Here is a 13,913-nt window from a genome sequence, read left to right as displayed (position 1 = left end):
ACTTGCTCAACGCAACGGGAGTCGAGCGAACGCAGCACCTCACCCGCCCCGCAGCTCGACATACTGTCATCCCGCCCGGCCTCTCCCTCCATCCTCACCCTCCTCCAGTCGACCACGCACCCGCGCAGCCAACGACCTCGACCTTCTCGCTCCGACGTAATAGCTCCTCGCGCAGTGTCTCTGCCGAAGCCGGCCGCTGATGCAGATCCCGATGCTGAAGATCGAGCCTCTTCGCCTGCGCTAGCAGCGGATCCTCATCTAGTTCCGCCCCGCCCGCATCCACCCCATCCCGGCCGAGCCCCCACGCTGTTCCATCCAGCCGACGACGCCCCGTCCGGTGCAGCAGGAGTTCCACCGACAGCAACAAGGCCACCGGCGGCCAGCCGGCCACCAGCACCGACCGCCACTCCAGCCTCGAAGCGGCGGCGACATTCGCGGCCAAGGAAACGGCGATACCCAGCAAGAACGCCGCCCAGACCGCCCACTTGGCGCGACGGCCGACATCGCTCTCCTGCTTCAGCAGACCAAGCGTCGACAACAGCAGCAGCCCGTCCACCGACAACGGCCACAACGAGGCACTCACCCGGTCCGCCCCGCCCTGCAGAGCGAACGACCGCTGATGGATGTATGGCGCATAAGCCGCGACTCCGGCCACAACGAGCGCACACAGGGGCCGCACCCATGCCTCGACGTCGAGGGCCCGGCGAGCGTTCCGGTGCTCGCCGGGCTCTTCTTGCGTGCTCACCGGGCCCTCCCCCGCCCCGCGCCCGTTGCACATCCGTTGCACATTTCCACGGGAAATCCCGGGAAGTCGAGGGAACTCGCGGGAACTTCTGACAGGCCGTCAGAATGCCTGCCCGGGTCAGCAGCAGTGCAGGTCAGGCCCAGGATGCCACCGGAACGAACGAACTGTCCTGGCGATAATGGGCCGTGCGCAGCGCGTTGACTCCCGTCTCGTCCATCAGGTCAGGGCCCTCGGCGTGTTCGGCGGGACCGGTCCCCCAGCCCTTGTCCAGACAGTCCTGATGGCCGTGGACGCCCGGGAGTTGCAATCGCCCCCCGTTGTGACGAGGAGAGCCTGTTCGGCGTCGCCCCAGACGCTCCGGAGGCCCAGCGGCTCGGTCACCCGGCCGTCCGCCGCGTCCACCAACTCGCAGGTGCCTTGGGAGAGATGGAGGTTTCGGCTGCCGACCCACAGCCTTGGTGAGTCGACGGACAGCCGAACCACGCGAGGCCTACGCCAACGACTTTGACAACCCTCGCGCGCTCATCGCCGTCTCCGCGGCCTCCAACAGGTCCAAAGCCGACAAGGACCCGGCCGAGTGGCCCCCCTACGTCGGCTACTGGTGCACCTACGTCACCGACTGGGTCGCCGACAAGATCCGCCACCAGCTGAGGATCGACCCCGCCGAGCAGACGCCGCTCGCCGAGCGTCTCGCCGCCTGCCCCGACTGCGCGGCGGGGTCGGTCGCGGGCTACGCCCGTGATGTCACGCGAAGTCGACCATCCCGGACGCCCAGTCGTCCAGGATCTTGGAGGGGTCCAGGACGACGGGCAGTTCGGTCAGGCCCCGGAAGGCGGGGAAGGGCACGGTGAGCCACTTGGCCTCGTCCGCCGGCAGCGCCAGGGAGAGTTGCGGGAAGCGGCGGAAGAGCGAGGTCAGGGCGATCTGCATCTCCATCCTCGCCAGCGGTGCGCCGAGGCAGAAGTGCGGCCCCGTACCGAAGGCCAGGTGTTTGCTCTGTACGCCCGGCCGGGCGATGTCGAAGGTGTCGGGGCTCTCGAACGCGGCGGCGTCCCGGTTGGCCGAGGTGACCGCGATCTGTACCAGCGAACCCTTGGGAATGAGCGTCCCCGCGATGGTGATGTCCTCCAAGGCGTGCCGGAAGGTCGCGTTCTCGACCGAGCCCTCGAAGCGGATGATCTCCTCGATCGCGTTCGGGAGGAGGTCGGGCGAGTCGATCACCTGCCTGAGCTGCTCGGGATGGGTGAGCAGGGTGTAGACGGCGTTGCCGATGAGGTACGCGGTCGTCTTGTGGCCCGCGAACAGCAGCACCCACAGCGTGGACAGCAACTCACCGTCCGTCAGCGACTCCTGCTCGTCGCTCGTCTGGATGAGGACGCTGAGCAAGTCGTCCTCGGGGGCCTTGCGCTTACGGGCGATCAGGACCTCGAAGTACTCACGGAGCGTGTTCTCCGCCTCGGCCAGGCGATCCTTGTCCTTCTTGCTGAAACCGGTCCGCGCGACAACACTGCACCACTGCTGGACCTCCTGCCGCTCCTCCTCGGGGACGCCGATGAGCTCGCAGATCACCTGCAGGGGCAGCGGGAAGGCGAAGGCCGACAGCAGATCGACGGGCTGCAGAGAGGAGCAGTTGTCGAGCAGCGTGTCGGTGAGCTCCTGGATCCGTGGACGCAGCGCCTCGATACGGCGGGGCACGAAGGCACGACTGACGATCCGGCGCAGCCGCGTGTGCTTCGGCGGGTCGGCGAACAGCATGTTGTCGTCCAGGGCGATGGAGGAGTCGCCGAAGATGGACCGGTAGGCATCGATGGCCGCGTACATGTCCTTGCTGATCCTGGGATCGGCAAGGGCGGCCTTCGCGTCCTCGAACCGGGTGATCAGGTACGAGTGCACACCGTGCGGCGGGGTGATGCGGCAGACCGGCGCGTTCTCCCGCAGGTGTCGGTAGACGGGGTGCGGGTTGGCCCGGTACTCCGGGCAACCACGGGATGCCGCGTCCACCGCCCGGGCTGTCTCGTCCGCGATCTCCTGCTCCTGCATCTGAGTCATCGACGGCCCTTCTTCTCTTCCCACGGTGGCACAGGTCGGCTGCAAGCGTGGAATGCATTGACGCCACTCGGAAAGGGAAAACGCGATTCACCCTGACGCGGACCCAAGTCATCGGAACGGTACGGAAGCGGAAAGCAGAGTGTGCCGTCCGGGGGAAGGCTCGATTGCCGACCCCCGGTGCCTGTGACAAGTTCGGATCCAGGGCCGCCATGAATGCGAATCGCTGCCCGAACTACCGCTGGGTCACTGGAGGAGGACGGGCCGTGGACACGCGCGACAAAGAAATGGTGCCGGTACTGATCGTGGGCGGTTCGCTTGTCGGACTGTCCGCGTCGGTGTTTCTGGGAAGACTGGGCGTCACCCATATGGTCGCCGAGCGCCGGGCCGCCACTTCCGAACATCCCCGGGGCCGGGGGAACAACATGCGGACAATGGAGTTGTTCCGCACCGCCGAGCTGGAACCGGACATCAGAAAGGCCGCGGCCGTCCTGTCCGGCAATCACGGCATCATGCAGACGGACAAGCTGTCGGGCGGTGAGAGCAGATGGCTCTCGGCCCGTCTCACCGGCGCAGCGCCCGAGACGAACGTGTGCTCCACCCGGCGGTGCGCGTGCAGCCAGAACGACCTGGAGCCGGTCCTGCTGGCGCACGCCCGTGCACTGGGCGGGGACGTGCGCTTCGGTACGGAGCTGATCTCCTTCACCGAGGACCGGGACGGCGTGACGTGCGAACTGCGCGAGCGGGAGAGCGGCCGGACGTACGCGCTGCGCACCGCCTACCTCCTGGCGGCCGACGGGCCGCGCAGCCCCGTGCGCGAGCGGCTGGGCATCGGGCAGAGCGGCGGGGGCGACCTGTTCCACAACGTCAGCGTCACCTTCCGCAGCAAGCTCCTCCGTCAGGTGGTCGGGGACAAGCGGTTCCTCGTGTGCTACCTGAACGGAACCGAGGGCGAAGGGGTCCTGCTGCCCGTGGACAACGAGGAGAAGTGGGTCTTCCACGTCCCGTGGTTCCCCGAGCGCGGCCAGACGCTCGAGTCGTTCACCGACACGCGCATCGCCGACCACATCAGGGCCGCCGCCGGCGTACGGGACCTGGACGTCGAGGTCACGGGACGCGCCCCGTGGCACGCGGCGGACCGGGTCGCCGACCGCTATCGGCAGGGACGCGTCTTCCTCGTCGGTGACTCGGCCCACGAGATGCCCCCCACCGGCGCCTTCGGATCCAACACGGGCATCCAGGACGCGCACAACCTCGCCTGGAAGATCACGGCCGTACTGCATGGCTGGGCGGGAGAGGGCCTGCTGGACACCTACGAGAACGAACGGCGCCCGGTCGCACTGGCCACGAGTGCCCGGGCCATCGAGCAGGCCGCACGCGAGCAGCACCCCGGCTACACGGCCGCGCAGGGGGCGGGCCAGAGCACGGACCTGATGACCGTGTCCCTCGGCTACCGCTATGTCTCCACGGCCGTGTCCGGCGCCGACACCGACGCGCCGACCATCCCGCAGGATCTTCGCCTGCAGGCGGACCCCGGCACCCGGGCGCCGCACATGTCCGTCGTGTACAACGGGGACACCAAGTCGACCATCGACCTGTACGAGCAGTGCTTCGTCCTCCTCTGCGGCCTAGCGGACGGGCCGTGGCCGGCGGCCGCTCACGCCGCGGCGGCCAAGCTCGGCGTGCCCCTGGTGTCCTACCGCGCCGGAGCCGGCCCGGACTTCGACGTCGATACCTCGCCCGCCCTGGCCGCCGGTGCCGAGGACTGGGCCGCCACGCACGGCGTCACCCCGCAGGGCGCAGTGCTCGTACGCCCCGACGGAATGGTCGCCTGGCGTTCCGGCGACCTCCCCGCGAACCCCGAGGACGAGCTGACGCACGTTCTGCAAGGCCTCCTCAGCCGCTGAACCCGCTCTCCGACGCCCTCGAACCGTCCCACCACAGGGAGCCCTTCCATGCCTCACGCCGCCGAGACCACCGACCCGCAGGCTCCAGGCGACATAGGTCTGCGCACCGCACAGAGCACCGACGACGCCCGGCGCGAACGAATAGACGTCCACCACCACTACACCTCCCCCGAATGGGTGCAGTGGGCCGAGAAGAACGGGATCGCGGACCGTGACGGGCTGCCGCCGTGGACCCGGTGGGACGAGGCCGCCGCCCTGGACCTGATGGATCTGACCGGCACGCGCACCAGCATCCTCACCGTCGCCATGCTGGGACGCTTCCAGGACACGGCGACACGCAAGGAGAGCGCGCGTATCGCCCTCGATGCCGCGGGCGACCTGACCGTCCGGCACTCCGGCCGCTTCGCCTTCTTCACACCCGTCTTCCTCGACGACGCCGAGCTCTCCCGCTGGTCCGTCACCCATGGGATGGACCAGCTCGGCGCGGTAGGCGTCAGTGCGCGCACCAGCACGGGCAGCACATATCTGGGCGACCCCGGGCTCGACCCGATCATGGCGGAACTCGACGAACGTGCCGCTGTGATCAGCACGCACCCCATGCAGGTGAACACCTCCGGCGCGCCCGAAGGTGTACCGCCGTTCGTGTGCGACTTCCTCATGGACACGACCCGCGCCGCACTGAGCCTGATCATGAACGGCACTCTGGACCGTTTCCCGCGGCTCACGTTCATCCTCCCGCACGGCGGCGGGTACCTCCCCTACATCGCGAGCCGGATCGAGGTCTTCGGGCGCCAGCTCGTCCCCGCCGTCGATCCCGGCCGCGTCCGCGACTACCTGCACCGCTTCTACTACGACACGGCCGCGCCCATGTCGCCGTCGGCCACCCCCACTCTTCTGGCCGCCGCGGGCGCCTCCCGCATCCTCTACGGAAGCGACTGGCCGCCGACTCCCACCCGGGTGGTCGCCGATGTGACAACTCCCGCTCTGGACAGGGATCCCGCCCTCGGCGACCAGGAGCGCGGTCACATCAACCGCGGGAACGCCCTGCGTCTCCTGCCCACCCTCGCGTCGGCCTGAGCACGCACGGCGGGTCGTCCTCGTACGCGGGTGTGAGTGCCACGGAGAATCGCTGCCCGGCTCACTTTCGGCGCTCGGCGCTCGGCGCTCGGACGGACGTTGGCCGTGCGGCTCGACTCACCGAGCCGCACGGCCGACGCGCGGGTTCACCTCAGCGCACAGTTCCGGCGGGGGCTTGGCCGTGATCCAGTTCTCGTCGACGCGGTTCTTCTCGTTGACCGCGCCGACGAAGCTCTTGAACGGCACGATTCCGCCCGACAGCCAGGACCGGCCGCTGTCGCCCGCGACCACGTCATGCGTCACCGGCCAGCAGGATGCCCGAGCCTTGCACGAACGGCAGCCGGGCCGTCTTGACGCAGTACTTGTTGTGGTGGAGAACCTGGTTGCCGTCGCTGGCCAGGGAACACAGACCGACGCTGGAGAAGCCCGTCACCCTGCCCGTCACCCTTTCCGCCCGCAGCCCATCGCTCCCTCGGTACCCGGGGCGGCCGGATACACCGTCAGGGTTCGCGGTGACGCGGCAGTCGGGAAGGCACCGACGCCCACACCGAGGAGTACGGCGACGAACGCGACGTACCGAACGTGCCTCCGGTCGGGCGTGCAGGCTCACTTCACCGGCCGCGTACCGGCGGTGTCGGAGTAGCAGCGGTGGCAGCCCGATCCCGCCGTACCTAGGCTCGCTAGCGGAAACGAGTTCGCGGGAAGGACACAGAATGCCTCAGGTGGACGAGGAAGAAATCCGCGTCAGCGCAGTCGATACGGCGGATCAGCCCCGAACGCTTCGGCGTGTTCTGCGTTCCGCGGTCAAGGAAACCATGCTGCTGCCAGTATTCCTGGTTCTCACGGCCATGATGATGGCACTGTGGCTCATGGGTATGCCCTTCATGCAGGCCTTGACCATTTCGACCGCGGTGAAGATTTCGCTGGTCCTGTTCGAAGCGCGTCGGCGGCCTCGCACGTCGAAGGTTTGACGCCCGGCGTCCCTCGCCGATCCTTTCATCCTGCGGCCAGGGCGCTTCTTCGGGGCCGGGGCGCCTGTCCCTTGGGCGGCGCACTTCTCCGATCCCCGCCCGGTGTCAGACCCCGCGCCCCACCTTCTCGCCGGCCCCGCTCTCCCCGAGGCCCCGCGGTACCGCCGCCGCAAGGCCGTCGCGTCCGGGATGCGCCCGGCGCTCCCGCAGGTCGGCCACCGCCAGGACCAGGGCGACAAGGATGATCGCCACGGCAGTGAGCAGCCCGAGCTGAAGGGCTGTCGTGGAGCGCCCGTGGTTGGCGACATGGGCGAAATAGACAGAGCCGACCACGGCGATACCGATGGCCGAGCCGATGCGCTGGCCAGTCTGCAGCACCCCACCCGCCGCACCCGCACGTCGTACCGGCACGAGCGTGAGCGTCAGGGTCGTGTTGGGTGAGACCGTGAGTCCGGACCCGATTCCGCCGATGACCAACGGCAGCGCCATGGCCCAGCCCACGCCGTCCCCGGGCACCAGCTGGACGGCGACGACGACACCGAGCAGCCCGAGAGCCACCGCGCTCAGGCCGATGACGACCAGGCTGCGGCCGTAACGCATCACCAGCCGACCCCCTATGGCCGCGCCGACCGCCGAGGCGGCCGCGAACGGCAGGATCGTCACACCCGCGGCGAGCGCGCTGTATCCCGCGGTGTTCTGCAGGAACAGTGACAGGACGAAGAAGATGGTGGTCAGCCCGGCGAAGAACATGAGGCTGATGAGAGCGCCGAGCGTGAAGGAGCGCAGGGAGAAAAGCCCGAGGTCGACCAGCGGTGCCTTCCCCAGGCGTCCCTGGGTCCTCTCCCACACCCAGAAGGCCCCGAGCAGCAGTGCGGCCACCGGAATCAGCAGCCACTTGGCCCGGCCCTGCCACTGCTGCTCCTGCGCCAGGGGCAGCAGCAGGGCGAGTACGCCCGCACCGAGCAGCAGTACGCCGAACGGGTCGAACTTCTCCCGTCTGTCGTTCGGCACCGGGAGACGGGGCAGCAGCCGGTTCCCCGCGACGAGGGCCGCCACCCCGATCGGCACGTTGACGAAGAACACCCAGCGCCACCCGTCGGCCGTGCCGGACGCGTGGATCAGCAGTCCGCCCGCCAGCGGGCCCACTGCGGTGGACACCGCGACGACGCTGCCGTGGAAGCCGAACGCCCGGGCCCGCTCGGCACCCTGGAACATCTGCTGGATCAGCCCCGACGTCTGTGGTGCGACCACACCGGCGGCCGCACCTTGGATCAGCCGGCACACCACCAGCCAGGTGGGGCTGGTGGCGAGGCCGCACGCCACCGATGCGGCCGTGAACACGGCGAGGCCGAACAACAGCGCCTGGCGGCGGCCCCGCAGGTCACCCAGGCGTCCCGCCGGTGCCAGCGCGAGCCCGAAGGCGAGTGCGTACCCGGACACCACCCAGGACTGGGTGGCTTCGGAGGCACCGAGCCCGCGTTCCATGGAAGGCAGCGCCACGTTCACGATCGAGACGTCGAGCAGCGAGATGAATCCCGCGGCCAGACAGACCGCGAGCGCTTTCCACCGCCGGTCGTCGAGAGCGGGCCGGGCCGTTTCTGTGGTCATGTGATCACGCTATGCAGCCGCGACCGGTCGCACCAGCCGAGGAAAGGGCGCCGGGATGCGGGATCGTCGAGCCCGGCCTGCGCGCCCGGCACGGTTGCGCCGCGGCCTCAAGGGCGGCGTCCCCTTTGGCGGCCCCTCCCCCAAGGGCAGCACGGCAGGGGTCGTGACCTTCGGCTCGGCGCAGAGCCGGAAGACGAACAGGGTGTGCGGGTGTGGTCCTCCGGGGCGGCCTTGCCGCCGGGGGTGCTCCAGCCACCGGGACGGTCAGGACCGTGCACGGCAAGCCCTCGACGGCACCGGGATCGCCCCAATGCACTGGATGGCGTCTGCGGCATCGGATAACCGAGCCCACTGTCAGGGAGCCGCCATGAGCACGTCCGCCACGCCCTCGTCCGCGTCCTCGTCCCGTCCCTTCCGGCGTCGTCTGCCGGCCGGCGGGGCCGGTCTGGCCCTCGGCGCGTGAGACCTCGACGAGCCGCCCTGGCCGCATCGAACCGGCTGGGCGACCTCACCTTCGCGGCCGGCGCCGGAAATCCACGTCACCTTCGACGACCAGCGGCGGACCCGGATCCGCTCCGGCTACCTCGGCGCAAACGCCGAACTGCTCGCGCACGGCGGGTTCTCCTCGACCCCGCAACCGGCGAGCGCCACCGGCCGGACACCCTCAGAAGCTGTGTCTGAACCTCTTTGCGCTGCTCACGGGGCTATGCAGCGGAACAGGTCTCTGTTTGCCGTTCGGATCGGCGTCCATCGACGCTGATCCGAACGGCGGGTGGCGGATCCTGGATCGTCTGTCTCAGTTTCTGTTGTGTCTCAGAGTGCGCGGTGCATGATGTGGAGCCCGACGTAGCCCTTCGAGGGGTGTCGGAAGCCTTCCGGCAACGTGCCAAGCACTTCGAAACCGATGGACCGATACAGTTTCACCGCATGCACGTTCGTCTCGACGACCGCATTGAACTGCATCGCCCGGAAGCCGGCCGCGCGCGCCCACTCCACCGTGTACTCACACAGTGCTCGGCCCACGCCCTGCCCAGAGTGCGCCGGGTCGACCATGTAGCTGGCGCTCGCAATGTGCGAGCCGTTGCCCATGTGGTTGTTGTTCATCTTTGCCGTGCCGAGGACCGTTCCGGCGTCGTCGACGGCGACGACCGTGCGGTTCGGGGCCGGCAGGAGCCACCAGTCGCGGCCCTGCTCCTCGCTGAGGTCGATCGGATAGGTGAAGGTCTCACCAGCGGCAACGATCTTGTGGAAGAAGGGCCAAATGACAGGCCAGTCCTCGGTGTTGGCTTCCCTGATCAGCATGCGGACAGGATGTCGGCACGCGCCGTGGGACCACCAATGCTTTTCGCGCCCGGGGGCGCATCACCTTTTCCCAGGTCACGAGGTCATGGAGCTGGGTGCTGATCGGGTATGCCGTTTGGTTGAGCGCCGATGGACGCCGAAACGGACCACCACACCCCCGGCACAACCTCGGTCCGCCCCGTCGATCGCGACGACGACCAGACGCAGCCGGGGTATCCCGTCCCCGCCCATACGGACCACCGTACGGCGGGCGGTACCTGTGGCCCAGCCGTCGCTTCGGGCGGATCCGCCCGAAGCGACGAGCTACTGACCTGCATTAACAGACCACTCGACTTGTCATGCAAGGACCTGACACAGGCACTCAGCCCGAAGCAGGTCCGGCGTCGCCTGATCACCAGCCTCCAGCGCCTGCTGCACCAGAACTTCCACATCCGATGAGCCTGAGCAACGAGGCCTTCGCCCAAGCCCACCTGACGACCTGGCAGCGGCGCAGCACCGAGACCCCCGCCGCCCTCCCCTGCTGCTTGCCGCCTGCAGATGCCGGTTCGGTCATGACGCCGAGGCCATAACCCAGCATCTCGTGGACGCCGTGGCAGTCCGCTGGGACGAACTGGGCACCGATCTCCTCGCACTGCCGCAGGTGTAGTAGCGGGTGCCGGTGGTACGGGCGCCGTCGGTGTGCAGTTCCATGCCGCCGAGGTAGGCGACGATCGCTCCCCGTGCCCTGGGCACTGGAACGAACTCGACCCCGCAAAGGGCTCGGCTGACTCCGACACACGGAGCACGTTCATCCGTACTCGGCCGAGCACTTCAACGGCTCTGGCAAGATTGTCGGTCTTCGCACAGGCTGCGGCAAGGCCGTTGAGCGGCGCCAGCCCGCTGTCCACAAGGTTGTCCAGCGCCTCTTGCAAGCACGTTGCGCCGCGGCTTTCGAGCGTGGTGGCGAATCGGCGGACCAGTGTCGTGGGCGGTCCTGAGTTCAGGGCAGCCGTCGAGGAGCCGGGCAGGCGGTCGTTGATATGCGGGCTGCGGCGGAGCGGGTGGGTAGGTGGTGATCCAATGGACGGCTTCGCATGGTGAGTCAAACAGTGCGCAGGGCGGTGACGAAGTACAGGATGCGGAGGACCTTCGACGTCGTCGGTCTACTTGCGCGGCTGGGGTCCGCTCGCGGTGCCTGTCGCAGGCTTCCCACCGTTCCAACCGGACGTCGGGCGGGGGATGTTCGCCGCGGCCCGCACGAACTGCGAGTCCACGATCGCAGCCGTCGGGTCGGGTGAACAGCCCTCCCTCTCGCGGACCTTGTCGCGAAGCCGGTCATGGAGCTCGACGAGCAAGCCCGTCACCTGCCAGCGGCGGGCGAACGCGTGCACCCGCCGACACGGCGGGAGGTCACGGGGCAGGTTCGCCCACTTGACGCCATTGTCGACGACATAGCGGACCACATCCAGCACCCAGTGCCACGAAGTTGATGATTCGGTGATGGCGTCGAGGTGTCAGGGAGGATGATCTTGTAGGTGTTCGGCGCGGTGCGGATGAGTCGGCCGTTGCGGGCCCAGTAGCAGATTTGCGCGGTGAGGCTGCTGAGGGGGCGCCCCGAGGTGGGGAGCCCGAGATGCCGCGCGATGTCCCGGGTGTGCATGGCCTGTTTGGAGTTCGCGGCCAGGAAGGGCGTTGGCGGGCCGTCATTTGGTGAACGGGACAAGGTCCCGTTACTGATCCTCGGTCGGCAAGACGGGCTTCGCTCCCCGCGCCGCGATGGTCTCGGAGGAAAGTTCAGGGGAGCTCGTGATCGCCCGCCTTTGCGGCGATCGCCATGCCGGTGCGGACCCGGAATCAGTTGGACTGCCGTCCGCCGCCCCCGAAGCCCTGGCCGCGCTGCGGGACACGGCGCACGCGCGACAGGAAGCCCTCAACGCACTGGCCAGGGTGATCTGCCGCTATTCAAGAGACCACGCGGCCAGAGAGCTCGTGACCGCCCCGGCCATGCCGACGGCGGGGGCTACCACCCCCGACCGGTACGACGGAGCGACACGCCAGCTTCCACATCACTCGATGATCGCGCTGGGTGAGCCGGTGGCTTGAGTGAGTGTCAGGTCCATCATGCCTGCTCGGACGTGGTTTGCGGTAGGACGGAGCGCACGTCCGTTCAGTCTTGTCCAAGGCGGTGTCCTGCCCGCAGACTCGTCGTCATCCACTCTCCGACGTCCGTGTCGGCATCCGTTCTCGGGTGTCGACGCGTTCGTCGTGCTGTCCCGTCGTGGGACGGGTGCAGGTGGGGGTGAGGGAACGGAGGGGGATCGATGGATCAGGACATGGTCATGCGGGCGAGGGTCCAGTTGCTCAGTGCCAACCGGCGGGTGGTCCGCGGCACCGAGGGGTTGCGGATCTACCGCCTGCTGACACAGGTCGAGCCGGAAGTGTACGGGTCGAAGCTGGCGTACGTTCTGGTGGAGGCCAGCGCCTCGTCGCTGGTGCGGGAACTGCCCGAACAGCGGCTGGCACTCTTGGACGAGGCGGTGGCGGCGGCATCGGCCCTGAGTGCCGCGAATCCCTACCGGGCCAGGGTGCTGGCGAAGGCGCTTGCCGTCAAGACGGAACTCGAGGGGCGGCAGACACAAGGGATGTAAGACAGGTGCCCGTGCGCCGCAGGCGCCCCTGAGGCTCTCCTAGTCGCCCTCACACCGAGGGCGGGCTGCGTGCACTGGCGGTCGACGGCAAGAGTCTCCGTGGAGCCGCCAGTGCCACGCCGGGTACGAGGCACACGTCCACTTCATCGACGATCCGGCCTGGGCAGGGGCGACCCCTGACAAGGTGCTGACCGCGGTCTGCGGCGTCCCAGTCGCTCGCCGACGCGTCGGTCGCGGCGTCGGCGGCGTCCGCCGCGCTGGTCGGGACAGCGCCGTTCACCGCGGCGCGCCAGGCCCTGGATCTGCTCCCCCAGTTCAGCCGGCCGGCCGCGGCGGCCATGTTCGGGCTGCTCGGAGAGGCCGAACGCGTCCGCCGCGCGCTGCACACCGTACGTCTGACGGCACCGGCTGTGGCTGGAGACCGGCAGGCATTGGACGCCGCCGCGCAGGTGCTGGGGGACATCTCCCGCACGGTGGCCTCGGGCCGCGAGCACCGCACACCCGACCACGTCTGGACCCTGCTGGAGTCGTGGGCGGCTGCCTCGCCAGGGCGTGGCCCGCAGTCCTTGACCGCGCGGCTGCGGCTCGCCGAGCTGCTCGCCGGCCGCGCGACCGACGAGCGCCTCGGCGACGCGCTGGAACCCCACACCGAGGTGCCGGGACTGTACGCCGACACCCCCTCGGTCGCCCGCACTGCCCGCCGTATCCGGGCTCAGTTGCATCCCCAGTCTCCGATCTTCCGGCACGCGGTGCGACTGGCCTTCGGTGTGGTGATCGCCGAGGTCATCGGCCGCTCCATCGGCGGGTGGGGTGGGCTTGGAATTGCGGCGCACGGCTTCTGGGTGGCTCTCACCACCATGCTGGTGCTCTTTCCGGAGTACGGCCACACCCTCGCCCGCGCCTGCGGACGCGCGACCGGAGCCGTACTGGGCGGCCTTCTCGCCTGGGCGCTCTCCATGCCGAACTGGTCGCCCGGCGGCCTCGCGGCCCTCACGGTGATTTTGGCGGCGGTGTCCTTCGTGACCCTGCGCACCGGGCAGCTCATGCTCAATCTGTGGCTGACCACCTGGATCGTCTTCCTGATCCACCACATCGGCGGGCTGCCGGGGCCCGCGGCGTGGTCACGGGCGGCCGACACGGTGGTCGGCGCCACACTCGCCGTGCTCATCTTCTTGCTCTGGCCGACCTGGTCGATCCATCGCGTGCCGGGCCTGCTCGCGGAGTGGCTACGGGTGCAGGACAGGCCGCTGCCCGACCTGCTCACCGGCTACGCCGACGTCGACGCAATCTCGCAGCCCTCGACAGGCTGCGGACGCGTTCCCGGGACGTACAGGAGCAGTTGGTGGCGGCGGCAGAGCAGGCGCACGCCGAGCCGGCCGAACACCACAACCCCTGGTCGGACGAGCAACTGGAGCAGATCAGCACTCAGGTGAACAGGGTCGCAGGATGCGCCACCCTCTGCGCGAACACCTGCCGCGCACCGAGCGGGACGTCGTGCCGGAGTTGACCGAACTGGCCGATCCGGTGCACCAGCATCTCTCCGCTCTCGCCCGTGCCGCCGCAGGGGCCGAGACCGTCGTCCCCAGGGCACTGCGGTCCGTGTTCGACTCGTACCTCGCCCGCACCGACC

At 68.9% G+C, this 13,913-nt stretch carries 13 protein-coding genes; 6 read left to right on the top strand and 7 right to left on the bottom strand.

Annotated features, from left to right (window positions below; all coding sequences use genetic code 11):
- Positions 1 to 94: 94 nt before the first annotated feature.
- Together ACGFZQ_RS45445 and ACGFZQ_RS45440 are read right to left on the bottom strand one after the other, a co-directional pair.
- On the bottom strand, positions 95 to 745 hold the full coding sequence (locus ACGFZQ_RS45445) for a DUF2637 domain-containing protein (RefSeq protein ID WP_393845420.1): 651 nt from the start codon (positions 743 to 745) through the stop codon (positions 95 to 97).
- Positions 746 to 1,489: 744 nt separating this feature from the next.
- Complete coding sequence (locus ACGFZQ_RS45440; protein WP_393845419.1) at positions 1,490 to 2,794, bottom strand: cytochrome P450; 1,305 nt, start codon at positions 2,792 to 2,794, stop codon at positions 1,490 to 1,492.
- A 284-nt stretch (positions 2,795 to 3,078) separates the two neighbouring features.
- Between ACGFZQ_RS45440 and ACGFZQ_RS45435 the strand changes: the two genes are divergently transcribed.
- Positions 3,079 to 4,698, top strand: a complete 1,620-nt coding sequence (locus tag ACGFZQ_RS45435; protein ID WP_393845476.1) for an FAD-dependent oxidoreductase — start codon at positions 3,079 to 3,081, stop codon at positions 4,696 to 4,698.
- 48 nt (positions 4,699 to 4,746) lie between these two features.
- On the top strand, positions 4,747 to 5,775 hold the full coding sequence (locus tag ACGFZQ_RS45430) for an amidohydrolase family protein (RefSeq protein WP_393845418.1): 1,029 nt from the start codon (positions 4,747 to 4,749) through the stop codon (positions 5,773 to 5,775).
- 117 nt (positions 5,776 to 5,892) lie between these two features.
- Here the strand turns inward: ACGFZQ_RS45430 and ACGFZQ_RS45425 are convergent, their stop codons facing one another.
- Positions 5,893 to 6,078 (bottom strand): hypothetical protein, encoded by a 186-nt coding sequence (locus ACGFZQ_RS45425; RefSeq protein WP_393845417.1) that lies wholly within the window; start codon positions 6,076 to 6,078, stop codon positions 5,893 to 5,895.
- The gene (locus ACGFZQ_RS45420) at positions 6,068 to 6,208 is read right to left on the bottom strand and encodes a hypothetical protein (RefSeq protein WP_393845416.1); all 141 of its coding nucleotides are present in this window, start codon (positions 6,206 to 6,208) and stop codon (positions 6,068 to 6,070) included. Before ACGFZQ_RS45420 ends, ACGFZQ_RS45425 begins: the two co-directional genes overlap by 11 nt.
- Before the next feature lie 289 nt (positions 6,209 to 6,497).
- Here ACGFZQ_RS45420 and ACGFZQ_RS45415 point away from each other — a divergent pair, with 289 nt between their 5' ends.
- Positions 6,498 to 6,746 carry a hypothetical protein gene (locus tag ACGFZQ_RS45415; protein WP_393845415.1) on the top strand — a complete coding sequence of 83 codons (249 nt, stop codon included), beginning with the start codon at positions 6,498 to 6,500 and terminating at the stop codon, positions 6,744 to 6,746.
- A gap of 105 nt (positions 6,747 to 6,851) precedes the next feature.
- Here the strand turns inward: ACGFZQ_RS45415 and ACGFZQ_RS45410 are convergent, their stop codons facing one another.
- From ACGFZQ_RS45410 to ACGFZQ_RS45400, 3 genes are all read right to left on the bottom strand, one after another.
- On the bottom strand, positions 6,852 to 8,354 hold the full coding sequence (locus ACGFZQ_RS45410) for an MFS transporter (protein WP_393845414.1): 1,503 nt from the start codon (positions 8,352 to 8,354) through the stop codon (positions 6,852 to 6,854).
- 813 nt (positions 8,355 to 9,167) lie between these two features.
- Positions 9,168 to 9,656, bottom strand: a complete 489-nt coding sequence (locus ACGFZQ_RS45405; RefSeq protein ID WP_266590011.1) for a GNAT family N-acetyltransferase — start codon at positions 9,654 to 9,656, stop codon at positions 9,168 to 9,170.
- Positions 9,657 to 10,798: 1,142 nt separating this feature from the next.
- Complete coding sequence (locus ACGFZQ_RS45400; RefSeq protein WP_393845413.1) at positions 10,799 to 11,107, bottom strand: transposase; 309 nt, start codon at positions 11,105 to 11,107, stop codon at positions 10,799 to 10,801.
- A 334-nt stretch (positions 11,108 to 11,441) separates the two neighbouring features.
- On the opposite strand from ACGFZQ_RS45400, the gene ACGFZQ_RS45395 reads away from it, so the two are divergent.
- The 3 genes from ACGFZQ_RS45395 to ACGFZQ_RS45385 all read left to right on the top strand — a co-directional run bounded on the left by ACGFZQ_RS45395 (position 11,442) and on the right by ACGFZQ_RS45385 (position 13,716).
- Entirely contained in the window at positions 11,442 to 11,738 is a 297-nt protein-coding gene (locus tag ACGFZQ_RS45395; RefSeq protein ID WP_393845412.1) for a hypothetical protein, read from the top strand.
- A gap of 218 nt (positions 11,739 to 11,956) precedes the next feature.
- Positions 11,957 to 12,283 carry a hypothetical protein gene (locus ACGFZQ_RS45390; RefSeq protein WP_393845411.1) on the top strand — a complete coding sequence of 109 codons (327 nt, stop codon included), beginning with the start codon at positions 11,957 to 11,959 and terminating at the stop codon, positions 12,281 to 12,283.
- 338 nt (positions 12,284 to 12,621) lie between these two features.
- Positions 12,622 to 13,716, top strand: a complete 1,095-nt coding sequence (locus tag ACGFZQ_RS45385) for an FUSC family protein (protein ID WP_393845410.1) — start codon at positions 12,622 to 12,624, stop codon at positions 13,714 to 13,716.
- Positions 13,717 to 13,913 lie beyond the last annotated feature (197 nt).

Origin of the sequence: Streptomyces sp. NPDC048254 (assembly GCF_043201895.1) — a bacterium.
Classification (GTDB): domain Bacteria; phylum Actinomycetota; class Actinomycetes; order Streptomycetales; family Streptomycetaceae; genus Streptomyces.
The sequence above is the reverse complement of the archived record's forward strand: the minus strand, read 5'-3'. Positions and strand labels throughout refer to the sequence as shown.